Raw genomic sequence first — 25,239 nt, 5'->3', positions numbered from 1 at the left:
CTTGAAATTAAGCTTGTATCTCAATTAAGGTAACATCGGGAGATATGCTTTGACCTTTGGAAATATGTATTCCAACCACAGTCCCAGATCTAGGTGCCTGGATTTCATTTTCCATCTTCATTGCTTCAATTACAATGAGCGAATCACCAGCATTCACTTGGTCGCCAACATTTACCTTGATATCAATAACGGTTCCTGGCATGGCAGTTGTCACACAACCATCATGTGTTGGCCTCAAATTACCCTGAGATTTAGGAGCACCTGAGGTAGTTTTAGAAGCTTCACTGTTGCCCACTTCAACCATATCCAATGTTTCAATGAGAACTTCTTCAGAGATGCCATCTACAACCACATGATAGGGTTTTTCATGCTGGCCTGGATTTCCGGAACCAGTAAGTTTAATGTGATAAGTTTCCCCGTGAAGGGTTACATTGAATTCAGACGGGGCATATTTAGTAGCACTTGATTTTGACTCTTCTATATCGAGCAGTTCCTCAGGCTCTAGTGTTCCTGCATTCCTTTCTTTAAGGAAAGTATTTGCTAGATCTGGGAACATAGCATACGTTAATAGATCTTCTTCAGATTTTGCAACATCCTCACATTTTACTTTTAGGTTATTGATTTCCGGCTTCAGCTTATCTGCGGGTCTACAAGTCATTGGCTTTTCATCACCAATAGCTTTTCTCATAACCTCTTGATTGATCTCACCTAAAGCTTTACCGTATTCACCTAAAAAGTAATTTTTAACTTCATTGGTAATTGATTTGTACCGCTCGCCAGTAATAATATTTAACGCTGCTTGCGTTCCAACAATCTGTGATGTTGGCGTAACAAGAGGAGGGTAACCTAAATCTTTTCTAACGTTAGGAATTTCAGCGAGCACCTCATTCATTTTATCTAATGCGCCTTGGTCTTTTAATTGACTAGATAAGTTAGAAATCATTCCACCTGGAACTTGATTAATTAAGACTCTTGGGTCAAGACCAGTAAATTCAGATTCAAATTGCCAATATTTTTTTCTAATATCTTTTAAATATGAAGTAATGTTTTCAATTTTATCTAGCTGAACTCCTGTTTCATAACCAAGCTCATGCAGACCGGCGATAACAGACTCTGTTGTTGGATGACTTGCTCCTTCTGAGAAGCTTGAGTTACATGTATCAATCATAGTTGCGCCACACTCAACAGCAGCAAATAAGTTAGCTGTTGCTAAACCGGAAGTTGCATGGCTATGAATATGGATTGGTAATGAAATTTCTTTAGAAATACTTGTTACTAAATCTTTTGTTGATTTTGGAGTCAGTAAGCCAGCCATATCTTTAATAGCCAAGCTGTCAGCACCATAATTTTCAATTTCTTTAGCAAGGCCAGTAAAGTAGTCTACGTTATGAAGAGGAGAGGTGGTGTAGCTAATCGCAACTTCCGCATGTTTTTTATATTTTTTCACTGACTCTAATGATGTTTGAATATTTCTTAAATCATTCATTGCATCAAAAATTCTAAAAACATCCACGCCATTGTCAGCTGATTTTTTCACGAAAAGATCCACTACATCATCTGAATAATGCCTGTATCCAAGAAGATTTTGGCCACGAAGTAACATTTGTATCCTACTGTTAGGTAAAGCATGTCTTAATCTTCTAAGCCTTTCCCATGGATCCTCTCTCAAATATCTCACACAGGCATCAAAAGTAGCACCACCCCAAGCCTCAACTGACCAAAATCCGAGATTATCGAGCTCATTACAAATAGGGAGCATATCCTCAGTTCTTAATCTGGTTGCAATATGGCACTGATGACCATCTCGTAAAACTAATTCTGTAATATCAATTTTTTTCATAATTTACATACCTTCATGTGCGGCAATAGCAGCCGATATAGCAGCGGCGATAACATCTGGTGGAAGCTCGTCGTTAAAATCAGTTAATTCAGGGTGGGATGTTACAAAGGAAGTATCAAATTCACCCTCTTTAAAACTTTCATTATTTAAAATCTCTAAATAATAAGGAATTGTTGTTTTTACACCATAAATAACAAGATCATCAAGAGCACGTTTTCCACGCTGAACAACATCTTGCCAAGTGAGTGCCCAAACAGTTAATTTGGCACACATAGAGTCGTAATATGGTGGAATAACATAACCAGTATATATGGATGCATCTGTACGTACTCCTGGCCCCCCAGCTGCATAATACCTGGTTATTTTACCAAAAGAGGGCAGGAATTCTTGCTTTGGATCCTCAGCATTAATTCTGAATTCGATAGCAAAACCTCGAAAATTAACATCTTCTTGTTTAAATCTTAATTGGTGGCCAAAAGCAATTCTAATTTGCTCCTGAACAATATCAATTCCTGTAATGGATTCCGTGATCGTGTGCTCAACTTGTAATCTGGTATTCATCTCCATGAAATAAAAATTATCATCCTGGTCAAGCAGGAATTCTACAGTGCCCGCATTTTCATAATTCACCGCCTTAGCGGCTTTTACTGCTAGGTTACCAATGTAATCTCTTTGCTCGTTTGATAGTTGAGGGGATGGGGCAATTTCAATAAGCTTTTGGTTTCTTCGCTGAATAGAACAATCTCTCTCAAATAAATGAATAGCGTTTCCATGTGAGTCTGCCAAGATTTGAACTTCAATATGCTTTGGAGATACAACACACTTTTCCATAAACAGTTCAGGATTTCCAAATGCTTTAGTAGCTTCTGAAATTACACGATCGTAATTAGAAACTAATTCTTTATCGTTATCACATCTTCTAATACCACGCCCACCACCTCCATTTGTTGCTTTAAGCATGACCGGATAACCAATTTCATTTGCTAAGGATTGAGCTTCTTCAACACTATTGATATTTCCATCACTTCCAGGCGTTACAGGGACCCCAGCTTCAATCATGGCTTTTCTAGCTTGTATTTTGTCACCCATCTTGTGAATAATAGAACTTTCAGGACCAATAAACTTAATACCGCGTTTTGCACAAATAGCTGCTAATTCAGGGTTTTCAGATAAAAAACCATAACCTGGATGAATTGCATCACATCTGGCTGTAACTGCAATGTTGACTATCCTGTGTGCGTTTAAATAACCTTTAAGTGGATCATCGCCAACAAAGTAAGACTCATCAGCTTTTTTAACATGTAAAGCATGTCTGTCCGCATCAGAGAAAATAGCCACACTTGTAATGCCCATTTCTTTGCAAGCGCGAATAATGCGCACAGCAATTTCCCCACGGTTTGCAATTAAAATTTTGTTAAACAAATCGTTTATCCGTAAAGTTGATTGAATTTTGAATTTTTGATTATATCATGGGAGATATATATCCCTATTATTTTAGCACTTTAATGAAGAATAACTACAATTTACAAAACTTTGATTTATATAGATTTATTGCAAAAAAGGAGAGGATATGTGATAAAATTCCGGTCTTTAAATTTAACCGATTATCAGATTTTAAAATATCTGATGACGATAGCTTGTTTTATGATGTTTCGATTTCCGAAGTTCATGGACAACATTTCTTAAATCTAGAGTTAAACATCGATTTGAGGCTGTTATGTTATCGTTGCTTGGAGGATGTTGAGCTCAAACTTAAAACATCCAATCGTTATGAATTAGTACAGGCAAGCAGCAAGTCGGAAAAGCATGTTATAGATGATATTAAAATTGAAATTATTGATAATTTTGATTTATTATCTTTTATTGAGGATGAGATTCTATTAGAATTGCCTACTTCACCTAAACATGCATTTGAGTGTAATTAATTAAGGAATAAATATGGCTGTTCAAAAGAGTAAAAAATCACCTTCAAGAAGAAATATGAAAAGGTCGCATGACGGTCTTGATAATCCAGCTTTGGCAGTTGAGCCAACCACTGGAGAAGTACATTTAAGACATCATGTATCACCAACAGGATTTTACAAAGGTAAAAAAGTTATTCAAGACAAACCTGAGTAACTATTTAAATGACTGTATCAATATCTGTTGATGCAATGGGCGGTGATTTTGGTCCCAAAATCACTGTTCCAGCTTCCTTAAATTTCCTTAAATCACACCCTGATGCCTCCATTACTTTAGTTGGTAATCAATCTACAATAAAAAAGTTTTTAAAAAAACCTATAGAGTCTTTTGACAGATTATCAATAATTCACACAACACAATTCGTTACAATGGACGAATCTCCCCAATCTGCACTTAAAAATAAGAAAAGCTCATCAATGCGACTTGCCATTAATTTGGTAAAAGAAGGGGTAGCAGATGCTATTGTGAGTGCCGGTAATACTGGAGCCTTAATGGCCACAGGTAGATTTGTCTTAAGGATGTTACCTGGAATTGATCGTCCAGCCATCGCGTCATTCCTGCCAAATCAAAAAGGAACATCTTGTATGCTGGATTTGGGAGCTAATGCTGATTGTACAAGTCATCATTTAACTCAATTTGCTATTATGGGGTCCATACTTTCTGCGGTGATATCGAAAAAAAAGAAACCATCAGTTGGGCTTTTAAATATCGGTTCAGAATCTATTAAAGGTAATGAAGTCACCAAAGAAACTTATGAATTATTAAAAAAGAGTCATTTAAATTTTTATGGCAACGTTGAAGGAAATGATATTTTTAAAGGTACAACTGACGTTGTAGTTTGCGATGGTTTTGTTGGTAATATTTCCTTGAAAACCACCGAGGGCTTAGCAAAAATGTTTGCTGACTTTCTTGGACAAGAATTCAAGAAAAATATTGGTACAAAGTTTTTGGCATTATTCTCCCTCCCTGTTTTAAAAGCTTTTAAAAAGAGACTCGATCCAAGGCGTTACAATGGCGCTGCTTTTTTGGGAATAAATGGTATAGTTGTGAAGAGTCATGGTAGTGCAGATGCATTCTCGTTTGAGCATGCCTTAATGACTGCCTATGAGGAGGCGAATAGTAAGATGATTGCTAAAATTTCCAAACAGTTAAAAATAGATCAAAAATTAATCTAATTATGAGTTACTCAAAAATTGTGGCTACAGGATCTTTTTTGCCAAAAAAAATATTATCCAATACAGATCTTGAAAAAATTTTTGATACCTCCGATGAGTGGATTCGAACCAGAACAGGTATAGAACAAAGGCATATTGTTGAAGATGGTCAGTTTACCTCCGACCTTGCATATTTTGCTGCATTAGATGCCATTGAGAAATCTTCTTATGATAAAAATGATATTAATTTAATCATTGTCGCGACCACAACGCCTGATAAAATTTTTCCTAGTGTAGCTTGTTCGGTTCAACGTAAGTTAGGTATAAAAAATATTCCTGCTTTTGATGTTCAGGCTGTGTGTAGTGGCTTTATATACGCCTTAACAACCGCTGATAGCTTTATTAAATCTGGCATGTATCAGAAAATTTTAGTTATTGGAGCTGATTGCATGTCAACCATTACTGATTATACCGATCGCTCAAACGCGATTCTTTGGGGTGATGGAGCAGGCGCAGTTATTCTAGAGGCATCAGAAGAGCCGGGCATTATTAAAAGCATTATAAATAGTAATGGAGAATATGAGGATCTATTACACGTACCTCGTAAACCTAAAGATAACAAACCTAATACAATAGAAATGCAAGGAAATGCAGTCTTTAAAATTGCTGTGAATACACTTGATCAAATCGTTGATGAAACTCTTCAAGGAACTGATTTTTCAAAGGGAGATATTGATTGGCTTGTCCCTCATCAAGCTAACATTAGGATTCTTCAAGCAACAGCTAAAAAATTAGATATGACTATGGATAAAGTGATTGTCACAATCAGCAAACATGGCAATACTTCTGCTGCATCGATTCCCTTGGCTCTTAACGAAGGTATTACTTCTGGAAGCATTAAGAAGAATGAAATAATTTTAATGGAGGCTTTTGGTGGAGGATTTACCTGGGGCTCATCACTTATAAAGGTTTAATATGAAAAGTGTCTTGCTATTTCCTGGACAGGGGTCTCAATCAATTGGAATGATGGACGGGTTTGATAGTAGCCTTATTAAAGAAGTATTTGATATGGGATCAGATATTTTTGGTGAAGATCTGTTAGATTTAATAACATCTGACAATGACAAGATTAATCAAACTATTTACACCCAGCCTATTATGTTTTTGTCGGGCTACGTAACTTATCTGTTACTAAAGGAAAAAAAATCGAGTTTGCAGGTTGACTATGTTGCAGGTCATAGCCTTGGTGAGATTACTGCGGCATGTGTTGCAGGGGTTTTTTCTATTGACGCAGCAATACAAATTGTTCAGAAACGGGCTCAGCTGATGCAAAATGCTGTTCCTACAGGAGAGGGAGCTATGGCTGCTATCTTAGGCTTGGAAGACACTGTTGTTGAGGGGATTTGCAAGACATTGCAATCAACTGGAGTGATTGAGCCTGTCAATTACAACTCACCGGGGCAAATTGTAGTGGCAGGTGAGAAGAAATTAATTGGACAGTCTTTGGAGAAATTTAAAGATAGTGGTGCAAAAAGAGCTCTTTTACTGCCAGTGAGTGTTCCATCTCACTGTAGCTTAATGCGTTCAGCTGCAGAAGATTTTGAAAGTTACTTAAATGATTTTGAGTTTAATGATGCAGATATTCCAATTGTTCAAAATGTAAATGCAACAGGCGTGGTTGATAGAAACCTGATAAAAGAAAATCTTATTGCTCAGTTATTCAATCCAGTGAAGTGGACTGCATCAATTCAATATCTAGAAAAGCAAGGGGTGAGTAATTTTATTGAATCTGGCCCTGGTAAAGTACTTTGGGGTCTAAACAGAAGAATTACTAAGTCAGAAGATATTAAACACTTCACAATAAATTCTGATGAAGCATTCAAAGAATTATAAAGCAGAGATTAATTATGAAAAAAATAGCATTAGTTACAGGAGCAAGTCGAGGAATAGGGGCTGCAATCGCAGTTGAGTTATCGAAACAAGGGTTTTTGACGATAGGGACAGCGACATCTCCACAGGGTGCAGAAATAATTGAAAAAAACTTTCAAATTCATAATCTAGAGGGTAAGGGATATGTTTTGAATGTTAATGACAATGACTCAATCACCAATCTAATTTCAACAATATCTGAAAATCATGGCGATATTGATGTTTTAGTCAATAATGCTGGTATTACAAAAGATACTTTACTTATGAGAATGTCTGATGATGATTGGGATAGCGTTATTCAGACTAACCTAAAATCTGTCTACAAATTATCACAGGCTGTTTTAAGACCTATGATGAAAAAAAGATCCGGAAGAATTATTAATATCTCCTCAGTAGTTGGCCATATGGGTAATGCGGGACAAGTAAATTATGCTGCAACTAAAGCTGGTATCGCAGGTTTTTCTAAATCATTGGCTCAGGAGTTGGGTAGTAGAAATATTACCGTTAATTGCGTTGCACCGGGTTTTATTGATACGGATATGACCAAGGGACTAAATGATGAGCACAAGGATAAACTAATCAGCTTGATCCCTTTGGCTAGGCTAGGTAATCCAGAAGATGTGGCAAAGACGGTTTGCTTTCTTGCATCTGAGGATTCATCCTTCATAACAGGCGAAACAATTCATGTCAATGGCGGCATGTTGATGGTGTAAAAAAAATGAACTTTTTTGCATCAAAATTGATTCTTTTTGCTAAAATAGCGTTTTTTAATATTTAAGGGGTAATTAGATGTCTGACATCGAACAAAGAGTTAAAAAAATTGTATCTGAGCAATTAGGTACAGACGCAGCTAGTGTTAAAAACGAATCATCTTTCATTGATGATTTAGGTGCGGACTCCCTCGACACAGTTGAATTAGTAATGGCTCTTGAAGAAGAATTCGGCACAGAAATTCCTGACGAACAAGCTGAAAAAATTACAACTGTTCAACAAGCTATTGATTACATCAATAACAATCAATAATTCCTAAAATGTCTCGCAGAAGAGTCGTTGTGACTGGACTGGGTTTGGTCACTCCTATTGGAATAGGAGTGAATGAATCCTGGAATAACGCATTAAATGGCGTTTCTGGTATAACCAAAATCACAAAGTTTGATGCCAGTGCTTTTGCATCACAAGTTGCTGGCGAAGTTAAAGACTTTGATCCTAGCAAGTATTTACCTCCAAAAGAAGTTAGAAGAATTGATGCCTTCATTCAGTATGGTTTAGTGGCTGGTATCGAGGCATTTAATGATTCTGGGTTGGAAGTGAATGAGCAAAATGCTGAAAGAATTGGTGTAGCAATTGGATCAGGCATTGGTGGTTTGGGTATGATTGAAAGTACTAATAATACATACGATGAATCTGGGCCACGAAGAGTTTCTCCATTTTTTATTCCAGGAACCATTATCAATATGATTTCTGGTAATTTATCAATCATGTATGGGCTTAAAGGTCCAAATATTTCAATAGTTACTGCTTGCACTACCGGAACTCACTGTATTGGTGATGCGGCAAGAATGATTGAATATGGTGACGCAGATGTTATGGTTGCTGGTGGCTCAGAAGCGGCAATTACAGAGTTATCTGTTGCAGGCTTTGCCTCCGCAAAAGCATTATCAAATCGAAATGATGATCCAGCATCAGCATCAAGACCATGGGATAAAGGCCGTGATGGTTTTGTCATTGGAGAAGGAGCCGGGGTAATGGTGTTAGAAGAATATGAGTCTGCAAAAAAACGGGGCGCTAAAATCTATGCTGAGCTCTCTGGTTACGGAATGAGTGCGGATGCATATCATATTACAGCTCCGTCGACTGATGGACCAAGAAGGTCGATGGCTAATGCTTTAAAAAATGCGAATTTAAATCCACAAGATATTGGTTTTATTAATGCTCACGGTACCTCGACACCATTGGGTGATATTAATGAAACTAATGCCCTTAAAGAGCTCTTTGGAGATCATGCATACAAATTAGCTGTAAATTCAACCAAATCAATGACGGGTCATCTCTTAGGTGGCGCAGGGGGTATTGAATCAATTTTTACAGTTTTAACCTTGCATCACCAAAAATCACCACCAACTATCAACCTTACAGACCCTGATCCTGAATGTGATCTGGATTATGTTCCTAATGAAGCTAGAGATCTTCAAGTTAAAGCTGCATTAAAAAATAATTTTGGTTTCGGTGGAACTAATGGTAGTTTAGTATTTAACACCATTTGATACTTACTGTAATAAGTTGTGAATAAAACACTTGTTAATGGAAAATTTACCAATCTAATTTCAATTAATGACCGAGGTTTTCAATTCGGTGATGGAGTGTTCAGAACATTTGTCTACAATAATGGAAAGATACCTCACTTTAGTCTGCATTATAAAAAATTAAAAAATGATGCAAAAATCATTGGCATCAAAGCTCCGAAAAAGGATGTTTTATTAGCTGATGTTTTAAAAGTTTGTAATCAATCCAGTATAAAAATTATCAAGGTGATTATAACTAGAGGAGAATCTAGCCGAGGTTACCTATATGATCGGACTATCCAGCCAAATATAGTGATTCAATCATATGACTTTGATCATAAGCGTCTCATTGAGAGTCAAAAGGGTGTTCTAGTTGAATCAGTACATTTTCCAATTGAAAAAAATATCATTTCTGAATTAAAACACCTCAATCGCATATTAAATGTTCTTGCCTTGGAAGGTAAAAAAGCACATATTACCGATCGAGTCTTTTTGGATCAAAAAAACAGAGTTATTGAGGGAGCATTTCACTGTATTTTTTTTCGGACAAAATCAAAATTTATATTACCAAGTAATCAAGAGTCAGGGCTCGTTGGGGTTAGTCGTGAACTTCTAGTCAATTATTTAACTAAAAATAATATAGCTTATGATTTTAAATCTATCTATTATGATAAAGTGAATCGATATCAAGAAATGTATATGATGAACTCAGTTTATGGAGTTATTCCAGTAAAAAAATACGATGAATTTACGTTTGACACTAACTTAGAAATCGTTAAAGAATTAAATAGAAACCTTAATTTAGAATATGCAAAAAAATAAATTATTAGCCTTTTTGTTTGATAAACATTACGTCTTTTATAGAATTGCATTTGTTCTTATTTTTATCCTCCTTTCTATCCATTTATTATTTTTCAAAGTGAATATTACTGAAAATAATCAAGATTTTGAAATTGCAGAAGGCTCAACGCTTAATTCAGTTATCAAAATGTTTTATGACAATGGATTAATTACCTCGACTTGGAGATTTAAAACTCTTTTTTACATTACCGGAAATCAAAATAATATTAAAAAGGGGAGTTATAGAATAAATAATGGCGATAATTCTGTAGATCTTATTCGTATGATTACTCAGGGCTTAGAGACCACTCACGCAATTACTTTTGTTGAGGGTCAAACCATGCAGCAGATATTTAATTTAATTAAAAAAAATCCAAATATCAAACAAACCGTCGATGAGTTTGATGAAGAAAAAATTTTAAAATTAATGAATGTTGAGGCAAAAAGTTTGGAGGGCCTGGTTTATGCGGATACTTATTATTTTACAAAAAATACCACAGATATTGAGCTTTTAAAAACAGCACATAATCACCTGGATAAGAAACTAAAGTTAGCCTGGAATCATCGACAGCAAAATCTTCCATACGATAACCAATATGAAGCATTAATCATGGCGTCCATCATTGAAAAAGAGGTGGTCTTTTATGATGAAGCCTCTGAGGTATCTGGTGTGTTTGTGAATAGACTAAAAATGGGGATGCCATTACAGAGTGATCCAACAGTGATATATGGAATTAAGAAATTTGATGGCAACATTAGAAAAAAAGATTTAAGAAAAGATCATCCACATAATACTTACACCAGAAAAGAATTACCGCCAACTCCTATATGTATTGTTAGTTATCAGTCGATTAATGCAGCATTAAATCCAGCAAAAACTGATGCTTTGTATTTTGTCTCTATGGGTAACCATAGACATAAATTTTCAGTTACCCTTGAAGAACACAATAAAGCAGTAAATATTTTTCAAAGAAAAATTAAGAAAAAATAATGGCTTATTTTATTACAGTTGAAGGAATAGACGGTGCAGGAAAATCGACACACCTCGAATTTATTCAAAACTACCTTAATAAAAAAAATATTCAAAATAAACTGACAAGAGAGCCCGGTGGTACTGAAATTGGTGAAAAGTTAAGACAATTACTTTTGCATGATGATATGGATGTTGGTACCGAGACTATGATGATGTTTGCTGCACGACATGAACACCTAGTTACTGTTATTCATCCTGCGCTGCAGTCAAATATATCTATCATCTGTGATCGATTTACTGATGCAAGCTATGCCTATCAGCAAGGAGGGAAGGGTATTGATAAGTCTTTTGTTAAATCACTAGAAGAATTGGTGCATCCAAACCTTACCCCTGACCTTACTTTTTTGTTTGATCTTGACCCAGATACCGCTCATTCTAGAATCTCCAATGAGCGTAACTTAGATAAATTTGAAAAACAATCGTCAGCATTTTTTAATGGGGTGAGAAAAGTCTACCTTGAATTAGCTAAGGCACACACAAGATTTTATGTGATTGATTCATCACAAACCATTGATCAAATACAACAGATTATTTCTAAAAAATTAGATGAGTTAGTCAAATGATCAATTGGTTTGAACAATATCATTCTTCTGCATTTATTTCAGACTTAATAAAAACACAAACACATTTATTTGTTGCCGAAGAGGGAGTTGGAGCAAATCAATTATTGGAGAATCTATTAAAAAAGTTACTATGTGAAAATTTAACCGATGAAAACAAAACCTGCAATGCTTGTCCCTCATGTCGATATCTTGTTTATGAACATCCAAACATTAGGCTCATTGATAAAAATATAGAATTAAAAAGTGATGTTATAACTATAGACCAAATTAGAGAATTGTCCTCATTTATAGAGCTAGCCAGCACAAGCGAACGTGATAAAAAAGTTATTTTTATTAAAAACACTCATTATTTAACCTCAAGCGCTGCAAATGCATTGTTAAAAAATCTTGAAGAGCCACCAAATAATACATTTTTTATTTTACTTACTTCCAATCTTCACAAAATATTACCGACTATTCGTAGTCGTGCAACGATTCATAAACTAGCTTCACCCACCAACAAGCAATGTGAAGACTATTTAAAAGATGAACATCCAGAAGCTATTAAGTTTTTAGATTTAGCTGAGCGCAAACCTTTTTTAGCAATTCAAATGGCCGATGATAAAGAGCTCATAAATTCCATAGTTAAAATTTTTCTCCGTGGAAAGAGTTTCGATATGATGGATGTTAATGAGAGTTTGTTAGCTTCAGGACCCCAATTTTTTGTCGATTTGATGCAAAAATGGATTGCTGACCTAGCTCATTTTAAAGAGTTTAGTACGGTCTACTACTTCAAAAATCTGCTAGATCAGATTGAACTTATCAGTAATCAACTTTCCTATAAAGAGTTGTTGAATTTTTATAAAAATTTAATTGAGTATCGAAGGTTATCTGAAACAACAATTAATAAGTCTATTGCTCTTGATAACTTAATGATCGACTACAAAAGGATATTTGCTTAATGTACGTAGATTCACATTGTCATTTAAATTTTCCAGAGTTAAGAAAGAATTTACCGGAGATTCTAACTAACATGCAGGATAATCAAGTTACACATGCTCTTTGTGTCAGTGTGGAAATGGACAAATTTCCTGAAATAAATGAATTGACCGAAAATTATGACAATCTATTCGCCTCTATAGGAGTTCATCCAGACTATGAGGATATTGTTGAGCCAACAGTCGATGAATTAGTGAACATTGGATCAAAAGATAAAGTAGTTGCCATCGGGGAAACAGGACTAGATTATTTTCGCCTGAAAGGAGATCTAGAGTGGCAAAGGAGAAGATTTAGAACTCACATTCGTGCAGCCAATGAGGCAAACCTGCCACTGATTATTCATACTCGAGAAGCTCGCGAAGATACTATTCAAATTTTAAAAGAGGAACTCAGGCCGGGAACTCGAGGAGTACTGCACTGTTTTACTGAAACATATGAGATGGCAATGCAGGCTATTGAGTTGGATTTCTTTATCTCCTTTTCAGGTATTGTGACTTTTAAAAATGCCAAAGATTTAAAAGAAACAGCAACAAAAATACCTTTAGAGCGGATGTTAATTGAGACAGATTCACCATATTTAGCCCCAGTTCCTTTTCGCGGTAAAACCAATGACCCATCCAAAGTAATCCATGTTGCGGAGGAAATTAGCCGACTTAAAGATATCTCAGTGGAAGATGTAGCAAAGATGACTACATCTAATTTTTTTGATCTTTTTTCTAAGTGTAAACAATCGTAATGAGGGTTACAGTTTTAGGCGCGGGCTCAAGTGCAGGTACACCGGTCATTGGATGTGAGTGTGCAGTATGTCATTCAGATAACCCAAAAAATAAAAGATCAAGATGCTCTTCGCTAATTACTATGGATGATGGCACAAATATCTTAATTGATACTTCTCCAGATTTTAAAATGCAAGCCATGCGAGAATCTATCGATAAGATTGATGCGGTCCTATACACTCATCATCATGCCGACCATTGTCACGGCATGGATGATTTACGAGCGTATTGTCAAAAATATAAAAAAGCCATCCCCATTTTTGCCAATCAAAATACCATGAGTGAACTCAAATTAAAGTTTCAATACGCAATTCGTGAGGAAACTAAGTTTTGGGAAACTCCAGTGTTGCATGCTCAAGTGGTGAATCAATCATTTAATGTTGGAAGTCATGAAGTTATTCCACTCCCTGTGATCCATGGAAGGATGGAGATATTGGGTTATCGAATTGGCTGCTTTGCCTACATTACCGATGTATCCGAAATTCCTGATTCAACACTTGAATTATTACAAGGTATTGATACTTTAATGCTTGATTGTTTGAGGTTTGAGCCCCATTTTTCTCACTATGGTTTTAAGCAAAGTTTGGTTATGGCCGAAAAAATCAACCCAAAACGAACTTTTTTAATTCATATGACTCATGATATAGAGTATGATGCTGTATCTGAAAGCTTACCCGAGCATGTTTTTTTAGCTTACGATGGGTTAAAATTACACATTAATAATTAGAAGGTTGAACAAATGAAATTGAAGTTTTTATTAATAACACTAATCACTGTATTCATGTCATCTATTACTTATGCGGAAAAGAAAATCTATACTGAAGATGAATTCTTAACGATTTTTAATGGCAAGCCTAAGGCTAGGGTAGTTAAGTATCTTGGTGAACCTGACAAAAAAGAAATTGCTGTTAAACCTAAAGGCGCTTCTAAAACCATCGGTAGGCCAACTGATAACAAGGATAATAAGAAAAAAGATAAGGTAGATATGTGGTATTACTCTAATATTGTCAAATCAGGTAAAGATACAACTTGGAAAAGTATTGAATTTACTTTCATTAATGATCGCTGCATGAATATCGCATTTTCAAATTAAAATAATATTAGTATTTAATAAAGCCCTCTGTTTGCAGGGCTTTATTTTTATGCTAAATTAAAATTGCTCTACTTAATTAACAATAAGGATCTATATTATGGATGGTGATATTAAGTCTGCAATTCAAAAACATCATGGTGGGTGTCCACATGATTGTCCAGATACCTGCTCAATGGTATTTCATGTTCAAGATAAAAAATTAATAAAAGTTCAAGGAAATCCAGACCATCCCATGACTAGAGGGGGCTTGTGTGTCAAATTAAACGATTATGAAAAAAGACACTACCACCCGGATCGACTTCTATATCCAATGAAAAGAGTAGGGCCAAAGGGTGAAAAGAAATTCGAAAGAATCACCTGGGATGAAGCCTTTAATACTATTGTTAACAAATGGCAAGAGATCATTGCCGAGCATGGTCCACAAGCAATCATGCCAAATAGCTATTTAGGAAACCAAGGTTTAGTCCATGGATTAAATGGCGGAGATGCTTTTTTTGCTAGACTTGGCGCAACCGTAACTGAACGAACTTTTTGTGGAGAAGGTTCATGCACAGCATGGTTATTAACCATAGGGCCTACGGCTGGTGTAGATCCTGAAAGCTTTATCCATTCTAAATTTATTATCGTTTGGGCATGTAATTCGGTTAGCACTAATTTACATCACTGGCATATTATTAAAGAAGCTCAGAAGCAAGGTGCAAAGGTTGTGGTCATAGATGCTTATGCATCTAGAACTGCAAAAGAGGCTGATTGGCATGTTTGCCCAAAACCAGGAACGGATGGTGCCTTAGCGATGGCAATGATGAATGTCATTATAGAAGAAGGTTTGGTTGATCAAGATTATGTTGATAATTATACTGTTGGTTATCCAGAATTAGCTGAAAAAGCCAGAGAAAGAACTCCGGAATGGGCCGCAGAAATAACAGGCATCTCTGCAGATGACATCAGAAAACTGGCTAGAGAATATGCTACAACTCAGCCATCAGCTATTAGAATTGGAGTAGCCTTGGAGAAGAGTTGGGGTGGAAGCCAAGCCATTAGAGCGGTAACTTCCTTACCAGCCCTTACTGGCGCATGGCGCCATGTTGGTGGGGGTATTCTTCAATTTCCTGTATGGGAACATCCTTACAAATTTGATGTAATTTGTCGACCAGACCTAATTCCTGAAGGCACTCAGGTAGTTAACAATCTTCAGCTTGGAAGAGTCCTGACTGGAGAACAAAAGCTAAAAGTACCAATTAAATCAATGATGTGTTGGAATACTAACCCAGTAACTCAGGCGACTGAGTCTGAAAAAATATTAGAGGGCTTAAAGCGCGAAGATCTGTTTTTAATATCAGCTGAACACTTTATCTCAGATACTGCTGCATTTGCAGATATATTGCTTCCAGCATCTATGGGCGCTGAGCAAGAAGATATTATTTTATCTTGGGGTCACTTATACCTTACATATAATGAAAAATGTATCGACTCTCCTGGAGAATGTTTACCAAATAATGAAATATTCCGACAGCTTGCTAAACGGCTTGGTTTTGAAGAAGATAACTTTAAATGGAATGATACGGAATGTTTAGAAAATTACATCGACTGGAATGCTCCAGCCTGTGATGGGATTGATCTCAATTACTTAAAAAAACATGGTTATGCCAGGTTAAATGTGGGCACTAAAGATGATAGGGCGCCGCATAAGGAAGGAAACTTTCCAACACCATCGGGTAAATGTGAATTTAGGGTAGTCGGAGCCAAAAACTTTGTGGCAGGTCCTTTTAGACAAATGTATGAAGGATTTCAACCTGGTGAAGATATACCTGAATTACCTGACTACGTTGCATCTAGGGAAACTCATGAGGCTAACCCCGAATTAGCAAAAAAATACCCATTGAATATATTAGCTCCGAAAAGTCATGGGTTTATTAATTCAAGTTATGCCAACATAGAAAATAAACTTAAAGGGCAGGGTGAGCAGTTTGTTCTGATTAATCCAACTGACGCAGAAAATCGGGGAGTTACCGAAGGTCAAAAAGTAAAAGTATTTAATGATAGAGGCTCATTTGAGGCTGCTGCAAAAGTCACCACAGATGTAAATAAAGGGATTGTTGTAGCAACCTTAGGATATTGGCGGCAAATGAATAATGGGGTCGTTAACTCAGTCAGTTCAAATGCTTTTGGAGATATGGGTAACTCACCAACATCGCATGATTGTTTGGTAGAGGTTGCAAGCCTATAACTACTCTTAATTAGAGTTCTAATAGTCTTTTTATTATCGCTTGGCTTGCATTGTCAATGTTTTCAGGAACATAGCCGCCTTCCAGCATATACATAATCCCTTTTGCATTGCTATTCTTGTAGATTGAGTTAATAATTTTAGCTACCTGGCTATACCCTTTAGGTGTGTAAGATAGTTTACCTAATAGATCATTATCATGTGCATCAAAACCAGCCGATATTAATATAAACTCAGGCTTAAAATCATTCATTTTTGGAATCAATTCTTCTGAAAATCCTTTAATAAATTCCTCATCACCTGATCCTTTAGGTAGGTCAATATTCAGGGTGAAACCTTCACCATCAGCCATTCCAGTTTCTGAAGGTCGGCCAGTGCCCGGATAAAAGGGATGTTGGTGAATACTGAAATAAAACACTGATGGATCATCATAGAATATATCTTGGGTCCCATTACCATGATGGACATCAAAATCGATAATTAACACTCTCGATAAAGAGTATTTATTTTGAAGGTATTTGGCAGCTATTGCAGCATGGTTATAGATGCAGAATCCCATACCCCTGTCCTCAGTCGCATGGTGCCCTGGCGGCCTATTAAAGGAAAATGCAGCTTTGACATTGCCATTCATGATTTCATCAATACCCACTAATGATGCACCAACAGACATTTGTGCAACATCAAGGCTTTTTGGAGAGATAACCGTATCGCCAGTACTAAGAAAGGTAGGGGAGTCATCATCAAGTGCCCTAATCTCACTTTCTACAAGTTGGATATATTTATCTGAATGCGCTAATGCTATTTCTGAATTATCAGCTTTGCGAACTTTCGGCCAAACAAGATCATATTTAAAGTCAGGATTATTTTTTAAGGTATCTATTACTTCGAACAAACGCTCAGGTCTTTCTGGATGACCTGAGCCAGTGTTGTGTTCTAAAAAAATTTCATCATATAAGATTGCTACTGGAGTTTTAGCCATTAATGCATTATGGATCAAAAGTAGAGATGCGACGCTAAGTACATAAACAACTACCTTTTTAATGAAAAACATATCTTTTATTTCGTATAATGTATATTATGTTAAATAGACTATATATCATTTAAAAGGTCTTTAGCCCCTATGCGATTAGCAACCTCTGTAGCCTTAGCTAAATAAACGTCCTTATCTTCTTTAGATAGCTTATGAAGTTGAATATATGTTTTGGCTAAGTAATAATCACCTCCAGCATCAATACAAAGCTTTTCGAGCTCTTCTAGTGTATTCATAGCTAGATCATAGGCGTCATCAAGCACTTCATACTCTGCTTTCAGTAAGGTTAATTCCGCATATTCGCCCAAATAACCGGTTTTCATGTACATCACTGAACCTTTTAAGGAATATTCACGTGCCCTGTCATAGTATTTTTGATGAGCAGCGCTGCGAGCTAATCTATCGTATGATTCTGCACGTTCATCATCATTCGATGATGCTTTGAGTGATTTTGCAAAGGATTCATACGCATCTTCATGCTTTTCTTGCGTTTCTTGTATTTTTCCCATCTGGATAAGAAACCTCCGTTCAAATTGAACGAACTTAGAATTACCAAGCTTTGCAGTTTCATATCCATTATTAAAAACAGTAAATGCTTGATTTATATCATTTTTTTCTTTATATGCTAGTCCTTTAAACATGATAGCTAGCATTTGATCAGCTGGATGTTGAGCCAATTTTTCAGATTTTTCAAACTGCTCAATACCGTCATCAAGCTTATTTTCATTTACTAGAACTTTACCTAAGCAAAATTCACCATCAAAAGCGTTATCTTTGGTCAATTTGATTGCTTCATCTGCTGCAGCTTTTAAGTTGTTTCCTTGAATTGCTTTTTCACAATTATTTTGTAAATTGTATGCATAAATATTACTTATAAACAATAAGTTAATAAATATTATTAAAGTAAATTGTCTATTCATTCACTAACTCCATTAGTTGTTTTTCGTTAATTACCTTTACTCCAAGCTCTGCAGCTTTATCTGCTTTTGACCCTGGATTATCACCAATAATTACATAGCTGGTTTTTTTTGACACGCTGCCACTTACTTTTCCACCATTATTTTCAATTAACTCTTTTATTTCGTCCCTGGAAAAGTTCTCTAAAGTCCCTGTTACGACAAATGTTTGTTGATTAAGTTTTTGATCATTTGATACATTTTGAGCTTGATCCTCCCATTTAACTCCAAATTCAACAATATTATTGATTATGGCCTTGTTTTCATCTTCTTGGAAAAATTGTTGTAATGATTGAGCTACAACGGGTCCTACATCATTAATTTCTAGAAAATCATCGATGGAAGCTTTCGTTATGTTATCTAGGGTACCTAATTTCTTAACTATGTCTTTTGATGTAGCCTCTCCGACATTCCTGATTCCTAAAGCATAAATAAACTTAGCCAGTGTTGTTTTCTTGCTCGATTCAATGGCTTCCTTTAAATTTTCTGTAGACCTTTCTCCAAATCCTTCCATTTTTTGTATTTCTTCATAATCGAGTTGATAGATATCAGATATGTTTTTGATCAGTCCTTTTTCAAAAAAATGGTCTATTATTTTTGCGCCCAAGCCTTCAATGTTCATTGCTTTTCTTGACACGTAGTGTGAAATAGCCTGTTTGGCTTGAGCTTCACACTTGAGTTGCCCTGTACATCTTTGTGCTGCCTCACCATCAATCCTTATTACTTGAGAGTTACAAATAGGACAATATTGCGGCATTTCGAAAACTTTAGTATTGGATGGACGTTTTTCCTTAATCACCCTCACTACCTCTGGAACAACATCCCCTGCTCTCCTCACTATAACGCTATCTCCAATTCTGATGTCTTTTCTAAGCATTTCATCTTCATTATGAAGGGTGGCATTGGTGACAGTAACACCTGAAACAAAAACAGGCTGTAATCTTGCTACAGGGGTAATAACTCCAGTCCTACCAACCTGAACATTTATATCGTTTACAACTGTTTCAGCTTCTTCAGCAGGAAATTTATAGGCTATTGCCCATCGTGGAGCCTTGGACACGAACCCTAAATTTTCTTGATTTTTAATTGAGTTAACTTTATAGACAATGCCATCAATATCAAATGGAAGGTCATTTCTTTTCTTTAAAATATCTTCATAAAAATGTTGCATTTGATTAATTCCAACCACTCTTTGTGAGTAAGAAGAAATGGGTATCCCGGCATTATTTATATATTCAAGAATATCCGTATGATTAGTTAACTCTAGGTCTTGATCAACTTGACCGAGGCTATATGCGTAAAATTTTAATTTTCTTTTAGCAGTTATTTTTGGATCAAGTTGTCTTAGGCTTCCAGCTGCTGCATTACGAGGATTTGCAAAAGTTTTTTGGCCTAAGCTTATTTGATACTCATTCAGTTCCTTAAAATCATTTTTATCCATCAACACCTCCCCTCTTACCTCAAAGGTGCGTGGGTGATTCTCACCATGCAGCTTAAGGGGAATTGTTTTGATGGTTTTTATGTTATGGGTAACGTCTTCACCAACATTCCCATCACCTCGTGTTGCTGCATACTTCATTATTCCATTTTCATAGAGAATGGTAACGGCAAGTCCATCAAACTTTAACTCAGCATTAAATTCAACATCATTTGCATCGAGGGTATCGTTAATTCTCTTATTGAAGGCCTCTAACTCATCAATGCCAAATGCATTACCCAACGAAAGCATCGGCTTATTGTGCTGGATTTGATTAAACTCACTAATCGGAGATCCACCTACTCTCTGAGTTGGTGAGTCAGGAGTGATTAATTCAGGATTGGAGTCTTCTATATTTTTAAGCTTTCTCAATAAACTGTCGTACTCATGATCAGATATTTGAGGGTCATCAAGGACGTAGTAGCTATGATCATGTTCTTGTATCACAGATTTTAAATAACTTATTTTTTTGATAACATCTTTGGTCATATCTAATTTAGGCAAAGTATTTTTGGGCTTGTTCACTTCCCGGGATCAGATTATGTTTTTCCATTTCTTTCACAATTTGATTCATATGATTTTTGATTGAGGCTACATATACTGAATCAATTTCCTTATTTCGACCATCAACCATAACTGCATTTAGTTTAATGCAGAACTCATTCATCAAATTTGTCATTTCATCAAAAGCATCTATACAATTATTTGTAGACGGGATATCAAGGCTCACAATAATGCCTTGTATAAAGGCATCACTATCAATTTTAAGTGGCTGTCTGTTTAAATTCATAATTTTGAACATTTTTTGACCATCTACTTTTGGGTCAAAATACCAATGATAATTTTTAAAAAGCCTTATATTTGCTTTGTTAAAAAAATCTTGGAATGCCCCAAAGTGAAATGAACTATCTGTTTTGGGTTGAATTTTGATAAGAAAGTTTTTGTTGATTAATCTTTTAAATGGCATAAGCTCGGCAGTGCTTTCAATGATGTCCTCATTTGATAACCATATCTGATTGACCTCTAAATGTTGTTTGATTTTTTCAATTAAGTCTAAAAATTTCTGCTTTACTAGCTCATCAACGTCCAACCTTCTTGATATAAGTGGAAGAGATAGAAGAATTTGATCAAATACATAGTTTTCATCAATCGCCTCACCTGTTGCCCACAGATCATCATCTTTTCTTAGGTAGAGGCTTATTTTTAGATCTCTAAGATAGGAAGTTATATCGAGATCCAACAAAACTCTTGCCTCGCTTGTTTTGTACAGGGTAAGGCTAACAACAGATTCAAAATTGAGATTAATTTCACCAGGAAGATGTTTCTTTAAAAAATCCATTGATACGTTATGGTTTGATGGCTCGTGAACTATAAAGTTATCTAACTCTGATGGGTTGTCAAAATTTTTATCGAACAGTGGATCATGTTGTCGCCGCATTGAGTCTGCTTTTTTCTGCTTTTCACGAGTTTTTTTTAACTGCAACCAATTAAAAATAATCATGAATAAAACAATGGTTAATCCAAGGATTAACAGAGCAATCTGAACATCGCTCATGAACTCACCTGAGGCTCTTCTCTTGGGGTCTCCTTAGCATTATTTAAGTCAACCTCAACAATTTTAGAAACTCCTGACTCTTGCATCGTTACGCCTATGAGCTGTTCAGCAAGCTCCATGGTAATTTTGTTGTGTGAGACATACAAAAATTGTGTATTTGATGACATCTCTTTAACTAACTCACAAAATCTTTCTGTATTTGAATCATCAAGAGGTGCATCAACCTCATCTAATAAACAGAATGGTGCTGGATTTAATCTAAATAAAGCAAAAACCAGTGCAATAGCTGTTAATGCTTTTTCACCACCTGATAAGAGATGGATGGTTGTATTTTTCTTGCCGGGTGGTTGAGCAACAATTTGTAATCCAGTATCTAATATTTCATTACCCAAGAGCTCAAGAACTGCTTTACCACCACCAAACAGCTTTCTAAAGTAATCATTTAAGTTTTGGTTAACACTGTTATAAGTTTCTTTCAGCTTATCACGGGTTTCACGATCAATTTTACCAATAGCCTCTTCGAGTGTTGCGCTAGCTTGTGATAAATCTTCTACTTGGCTGGCAATGTATGCCGCCCTCTCCCTTTCACTTTCAAGCTCTGATACAGCAGCCATATTTATAGGGCCAATTCTTTCGATTTTTTGGTTTAATTTTTCAATTTTTTCCCCAATGGATGTTGCACTCTCACCATCAATTTCACTCGCCACTTCATCATCATTGGTGTTGAACTTCAAGAATTCTTTTGCAGAGTAATCATAATCAATTTTAGTTTGTTGTTCCTTTAATGTCTCTGCTTGAAAAGCTTCAGAGATTGGATTGATTTCTTGAATAATTGTTAGTCTGGCTTGCTCCTTTTCCCTCAAGGCTGTTTCCTTAATAGCCAGCTGATCACGTTTATCCTTTAACTGCTCCTCTGCACTTTGTTTTTCATTGATGAATTTTTCTAAGTCTTGATTCAACTCATTGTGTTTTTGCGCAAACATATCCAAATTAAATTCACCAGAAGTTCTGCTGAGTGTACCTTGTTCGTTAGATAGAATTTGATTCCGCTCGTTTATATCGTTTATCTTAGCTTGGGCTAAATTGATCTTGTATTCTATTTCTCGTTTTTCTTTTTCAGCCTCCTCAAATACTCTCTTTGCTTCAATGAACGACTGCTCTTTTGAATTTTTCTCAACGGAAACGTTTTCTATGGTTTGAGTTAAATCATTAATTACATTTGAAAGTTTCTGGCTACTCTCATATTTAGTTTGCCTATCTGATGCAATAAGATTTTTTTCTTTATCTATGACCTCTAGCTCATCCGATATTGACTGAATCCTTTCTGTAGCAGATGCTTTTTGAAACCTTTGTCTTGAAAATTTTATCTCTAAAGCCTTTAATTCTTTTTCTGTAACATCACGTTGGTCAATTAAGTTGCTTAGGCTATCTTTATTTTCATCCATCTTCTCTTTTTCTAGAGATATTTTTGAAACGACCGATTGATTAGTCTCTTGAAGCATTTTTAAAGCCTCGCTCAGCTCTTCAATTTTTGCCTTTGTAGCAAATGCATCAACAGTAATATCATTGGTCCCGCGAAGATACTGGTAAAGCCTACCGTATATATTGCCGTTGGCATCTACCAGAGACTGGCCGGGACTTAGCTTTTCACGATAGGTATCCAGTTGACTCAAATCTTCAATTATAAAAATATTTTGTGTGAGTTCACTAATAACCGGCCTGTATTCAGGCTCAATCTCTATCAATTGATTTAAGGGCTTTAAATCTTCAAATTTGGAATTATTATGGATTGACTCGCTTGATGATGTCATCACAGTGACGCCAAAAGATGATTCATGAGTATTAAATTTAGATGAGAAATAAGCATTTGACTTAACTCCCATCACGGAATCTAGAGCTTTTGCAAACTTCTCATCAATTTTAACTTTATTAAGCAAGCTGTAGTCTGAGTTAATGTGATTAACTTCAAGCCAGCGATCGATTTGTTCTTGGTTAACTTGGGAATCGATTAAAGAATTTAAAGACTTAATTTCGGCCTCAACTTGACTTAACTCAGTTTGAATATCCTGACGCTCATCGTATAGCGCATCCAAAACTTCTGAATGGTTATCCATTGAATCTTTTTTTGAGTTTATTTCCTTATTTAAACCTTCTATAACACTACTGAGTTCAGCTATATTTTCATCGCCCGAGCTGTTTGCTTCGTTCAGTAAATTTTCTTGGTTCTTTAATTCTGTTTGTAACTGATCAAACCTTTTCTCAAAGTCTTGAATTTTACCATCCATAAAGGATATGGTATTTTGGTCTAATCTTAATTGTTCTTTGCTCTCCTGAAGATTTTCTTCAACTGATTTAAATTCATTATTTATTTCTAAAAATTCAGATTCTGTTTTTTTGTAATAATCTTCTTTTTCTTTGTATGTATTCTGATATTCACTTATTAGTTTTTCATGTTCGGTCAGATCATTTTTGAGTTGATCTGATAGATTATTTAATCTTGCAAGCTCTTCTGTGATTTCCTTGATGCGATTATTGCTTTGCTCCACCTGCACCTTAGCTCGCTCTTCTTCATTTCGATTGGACTCAATCTTACTTTCTACGGAGCTTACCTTTGAGCTTATTTCGTAAAAGTTTGCTTGGATTGGATTTAAGGCCTCATTTTCTGATTTGAGATCTTCCCGTGAATTTTCTACAGCAAGTTCTGCTTTGGTCAACTCAGTTTTCTTTTGCTCTAGCTTAACTTCAGTCTGCTTTAACTTCTCTTGAGATTCCTTCCAGGTTTTCGCTGCTGTTTCTTTCTTTAAGTAAGCTAGTTGGGCTTCTAACTGTTTTAGCTGTCCCTTAAAAAGATTATATTTTTTTGCTGCCTCTGCTTGCGCTTCAAGCTTTGAAATAGCAGAATTAATTTCTTTTTCAAGATCTTGCACGCGCTGAAGGTTATCTCTTGTATCACGGAGTCTGTATTCCGTCTCCTTCCTTCTTTCTTTGTATTTACTAATGCCCGCAGCTTCTTCCAGAAAATTTTTCAGCTCCTCTGGTTTTGCTTCAACAAGCTGTGAAACAGTATTTTGTCCAATAATGGCATAACCTCTTGTTCCCAAGCCGGTTCCATAAAAAAGGTCTGCTATATCTTTTCTACGAACATTGATACCATTAATTGAATAGGTTGATCCCTTGTCTTTTTCGATTGTTCTGCGGACTGCAATTTCGGAATATTTTGTCCATTCATTTGCAGCTTTGTTCTCAGTGTTGTCGAAAAGGAGTTCCACGCTGGCTCTTGATATTGCAGGTCTCGTGTCTGTTCCATTAAATATGACAGACTCCATCGACTCTCCTCTTAACTCTTTTGCTGAGGATGAGCCCAGGACCCATTTGACAGATTCCATGATGTTTGATTTACCGCATCCATTTGGTCCGACTATGCCAACTAATTGACCTGGTAAAGAGATGGTGGTGGGGTCTACGAAGGTTTTAAAACCGGCCAACTTTATTTGTCTTAACTTCAAATACTTCTCTCTATGATCTATAAAATCGCAAAAATAATTGT

The 25,239-nt window shown here is 35.9% G+C and carries 22 protein-coding genes and 1 pseudogene; 16 read left to right on the top strand and 7 right to left on the bottom strand.

Features of this window, described 5'->3' with window-relative positions:
• Positions 1–7: 7 nt before the first annotated feature.
• On the bottom strand, positions 8–1,840 hold the full coding sequence (locus UZ34_03240) for a pyruvate carboxylase subunit B (protein AKO64446.1): 1,833 nt from the start codon (positions 1,838–1,840) through the stop codon (positions 8–10).
• A 3-nt stretch (positions 1,841–1,843) separates the two neighbouring features.
• Positions 1,844–3,262, bottom strand: coding sequence for a pyruvate carboxylase subunit A (locus UZ34_03235; protein AKO64445.1), 1,419 nt, complete (start codon positions 3,260–3,262; stop codon positions 1,844–1,846).
• Positions 3,263–3,519: 257 nt separating this feature from the next.
• Here UZ34_03235 and UZ34_03230 point away from each other — a divergent pair.
• From UZ34_03230 to UZ34_03155, 16 genes and pseudogenes are all read left to right on the top strand, one after another.
• Positions 3,520–3,747, top strand: a pseudogene (locus UZ34_03230) (hypothetical protein).
• 31 nt (positions 3,748–3,778) lie between these two features.
• Positions 3,779–3,958, top strand: coding sequence for a 50S ribosomal protein L32 (gene rpmF, locus UZ34_03225; protein ID AKO64444.1), 180 nt, complete (start codon positions 3,779–3,781; stop codon positions 3,956–3,958).
• Positions 3,959–3,966: 8 nt separating this feature from the next.
• The gene (locus tag UZ34_03220) at positions 3,967–4,977 is read left to right on the top strand and encodes a phosphate acyltransferase (GenBank protein ID AKO64443.1); all 1,011 of its coding nucleotides are present in this window, start codon (positions 3,967–3,969) and stop codon (positions 4,975–4,977) included.
• Between the two features lie 2 nt (positions 4,978–4,979).
• The gene (locus UZ34_03215; GenBank protein ID AKO64442.1) at positions 4,980–5,930 is read left to right on the top strand and encodes a 3-oxoacyl-ACP synthase; all 951 of its coding nucleotides are present in this window, start codon (positions 4,980–4,982) and stop codon (positions 5,928–5,930) included.
• A 1-nt stretch (position 5,931) separates the two neighbouring features.
• On the top strand, positions 5,932–6,849 hold the full coding sequence (locus UZ34_03210) for a hypothetical protein (protein ID AKO64441.1): 918 nt from the start codon (positions 5,932–5,934) through the stop codon (positions 6,847–6,849).
• 14 nt (positions 6,850–6,863) lie between these two features.
• The gene (gene fabG, locus UZ34_03205) at positions 6,864–7,598 is read left to right on the top strand and encodes a 3-ketoacyl-ACP reductase (protein ID AKO64440.1); all 735 of its coding nucleotides are present in this window, start codon (positions 6,864–6,866) and stop codon (positions 7,596–7,598) included.
• A 76-nt stretch (positions 7,599–7,674) separates the two neighbouring features.
• Complete coding sequence (locus UZ34_03200; GenBank protein ID AKO64439.1) at positions 7,675–7,908, top strand: acyl carrier protein; 234 nt, start codon at positions 7,675–7,677, stop codon at positions 7,906–7,908.
• Between the two features lie 8 nt (positions 7,909–7,916).
• A complete protein-coding gene (locus UZ34_03195; protein AKO64438.1) occupies positions 7,917–9,149 on the top strand; it encodes a 3-oxoacyl-ACP synthase in 1,233 nt (410 codons plus the stop codon).
• A gap of 18 nt (positions 9,150–9,167) precedes the next feature.
• Positions 9,168–9,989, top strand: a complete 822-nt coding sequence (locus tag UZ34_03190) for a hypothetical protein (protein ID AKO64437.1) — start codon at positions 9,168–9,170, stop codon at positions 9,987–9,989.
• A complete protein-coding gene (locus UZ34_03185) occupies positions 9,976–10,998 on the top strand; it encodes a hypothetical protein (protein AKO64436.1) in 1,023 nt (340 codons plus the stop codon). The genes UZ34_03190 and UZ34_03185 overlap by 14 nt, the downstream gene beginning before the upstream one ends.
• Positions 10,998–11,603, top strand: a complete 606-nt coding sequence (gene tmk / locus UZ34_03180; protein ID AKO64435.1) for a thymidylate kinase — start codon at positions 10,998–11,000, stop codon at positions 11,601–11,603. Before UZ34_03185 ends, tmk begins: the two co-directional genes overlap by 1 nt.
• Entirely contained in the window at positions 11,600–12,544 is a 945-nt protein-coding gene (locus UZ34_03175) for a hypothetical protein (GenBank protein AKO64434.1), read from the top strand. The genes tmk and UZ34_03175 overlap by 4 nt, the downstream gene beginning before the upstream one ends.
• Complete coding sequence (locus UZ34_03170; GenBank protein AKO64433.1) at positions 12,544–13,317, top strand: DNAase; 774 nt, start codon at positions 12,544–12,546, stop codon at positions 13,315–13,317. Before UZ34_03175 ends, UZ34_03170 begins: the two co-directional genes overlap by 1 nt.
• Positions 13,317–14,084 (top strand): beta-lactamase, encoded by a 768-nt coding sequence (locus UZ34_03165; GenBank protein ID AKO64432.1) that lies wholly within the window; start codon positions 13,317–13,319, stop codon positions 14,082–14,084. The genes UZ34_03170 and UZ34_03165 overlap by 1 nt, the downstream gene beginning before the upstream one ends.
• 12 nt (positions 14,085–14,096) lie before the next feature.
• On the top strand, positions 14,097–14,450 hold the full coding sequence (locus UZ34_03160; GenBank protein AKO64431.1) for a hypothetical protein: 354 nt from the start codon (positions 14,097–14,099) through the stop codon (positions 14,448–14,450).
• Between the two features lie 97 nt (positions 14,451–14,547).
• Positions 14,548–16,677 (top strand): molybdopterin oxidoreductase, encoded by a 2,130-nt coding sequence (locus tag UZ34_03155; protein ID AKO64430.1) that lies wholly within the window; start codon positions 14,548–14,550, stop codon positions 16,675–16,677.
• A 10-nt stretch (positions 16,678–16,687) separates the two neighbouring features.
• Here UZ34_03155 and UZ34_03150 read toward each other — a convergent pair whose 3' ends face one another.
• The 5 genes from UZ34_03150 to UZ34_03130 form a co-directional block, all read right to left on the bottom strand.
• Positions 16,688–17,671, bottom strand: a complete 984-nt coding sequence (locus UZ34_03150) for a histone deacetylase (protein AKO65147.1) — start codon at positions 17,669–17,671, stop codon at positions 16,688–16,690.
• Positions 17,672–17,763: 92 nt separating this feature from the next.
• Positions 17,764–18,624, bottom strand: a complete 861-nt coding sequence (locus UZ34_03145; protein ID AKO64429.1) for a hypothetical protein — start codon at positions 18,622–18,624, stop codon at positions 17,764–17,766.
• Entirely contained in the window at positions 18,617–20,626 is a 2,010-nt protein-coding gene (gene ligA / locus UZ34_03140) for an NAD-dependent DNA ligase LigA (GenBank protein AKO65146.1), read from the bottom strand. The genes UZ34_03145 and ligA overlap by 8 nt, the downstream gene beginning before the upstream one ends.
• A gap of 7 nt (positions 20,627–20,633) precedes the next feature.
• Positions 20,634–21,692, bottom strand: coding sequence for a hypothetical protein (locus UZ34_03135; GenBank protein AKO64428.1), 1,059 nt, complete (start codon positions 21,690–21,692; stop codon positions 20,634–20,636).
• A complete protein-coding gene (locus tag UZ34_03130; GenBank protein AKO64427.1) occupies positions 21,689–25,198 on the bottom strand; it encodes a hypothetical protein in 3,510 nt (1,169 codons plus the stop codon). Before UZ34_03130 ends, UZ34_03135 begins: the two co-directional genes overlap by 4 nt.
• Positions 25,199–25,239 lie beyond the last annotated feature (41 nt).

This window comes from Methylophilales bacterium MBRSF5, assembly GCA_001044335.1.
Classification (GTDB): Bacteria; Pseudomonadota; Gammaproteobacteria; order Burkholderiales; family Methylophilaceae; genus BACL14.
Note: the sequence above shows the minus strand (reverse complement) of the source record. Positions and strands in the feature narration are given on the sequence as shown.

Bases quoted from the DNA above. Each gene is read 5' to 3' on its own strand.
- UZ34_03240 (AKO64446.1), bottom strand. From the start codon at position 1,840: ATGAAAAAAATTGATATTACAGAATTAGTTTTACGAGATGGTCATCAG.
- rpmF (AKO64444.1), top strand. From the start codon at position 3,779: ATGGCTGTTCAAAAGAGTAAAAAATCACCTTCAAGAAGAAATATGAAA.
- UZ34_03220 (AKO64443.1), top strand. From the start codon at position 3,967: ATGACTGTATCAATATCTGTTGATGCAATGGGCGGTGATTTTGGTCCC.
- UZ34_03215 (AKO64442.1), top strand. From the start codon at position 4,980: ATGAGTTACTCAAAAATTGTGGCTACAGGATCTTTTTTGCCAAAAAAA.
- UZ34_03210 (AKO64441.1), top strand. From the start codon at position 5,932: ATGAAAAGTGTCTTGCTATTTCCTGGACAGGGGTCTCAATCAATTGGA.
- fabG (AKO64440.1), top strand. From the start codon at position 6,864: ATGAAAAAAATAGCATTAGTTACAGGAGCAAGTCGAGGAATAGGGGCT.
- UZ34_03200 (AKO64439.1), top strand. From the start codon at position 7,675: ATGTCTGACATCGAACAAAGAGTTAAAAAAATTGTATCTGAGCAATTA.
- UZ34_03195 (AKO64438.1), top strand. From the start codon at position 7,917: ATGTCTCGCAGAAGAGTCGTTGTGACTGGACTGGGTTTGGTCACTCCT.
- UZ34_03185 (AKO64436.1), top strand. From the start codon at position 9,976: ATGCAAAAAAATAAATTATTAGCCTTTTTGTTTGATAAACATTACGTC.
- tmk (AKO64435.1), top strand. From the start codon at position 10,998: ATGGCTTATTTTATTACAGTTGAAGGAATAGACGGTGCAGGAAAATCG.
- UZ34_03175 (AKO64434.1), top strand. From the start codon at position 11,600: ATGATCAATTGGTTTGAACAATATCATTCTTCTGCATTTATTTCAGAC.
- UZ34_03170 (AKO64433.1), top strand. From the start codon at position 12,544: ATGTACGTAGATTCACATTGTCATTTAAATTTTCCAGAGTTAAGAAAG.
- UZ34_03165 (AKO64432.1), top strand. From the start codon at position 13,317: ATGAGGGTTACAGTTTTAGGCGCGGGCTCAAGTGCAGGTACACCGGTC.
- UZ34_03160 (AKO64431.1), top strand. From the start codon at position 14,097: ATGAAATTGAAGTTTTTATTAATAACACTAATCACTGTATTCATGTCA.
- UZ34_03155 (AKO64430.1), top strand. From the start codon at position 14,548: ATGGATGGTGATATTAAGTCTGCAATTCAAAAACATCATGGTGGGTGT.
- UZ34_03145 (AKO64429.1), bottom strand. From the start codon at position 18,624: ATGAATAGACAATTTACTTTAATAATATTTATTAACTTATTGTTTATA.
- ligA (AKO65146.1), bottom strand. From the start codon at position 20,626: ATGACCAAAGATGTTATCAAAAAAATAAGTTATTTAAAATCTGTGATA.
- UZ34_03135 (AKO64428.1), bottom strand. From the start codon at position 21,692: ATGAGCGATGTTCAGATTGCTCTGTTAATCCTTGGATTAACCATTGTT.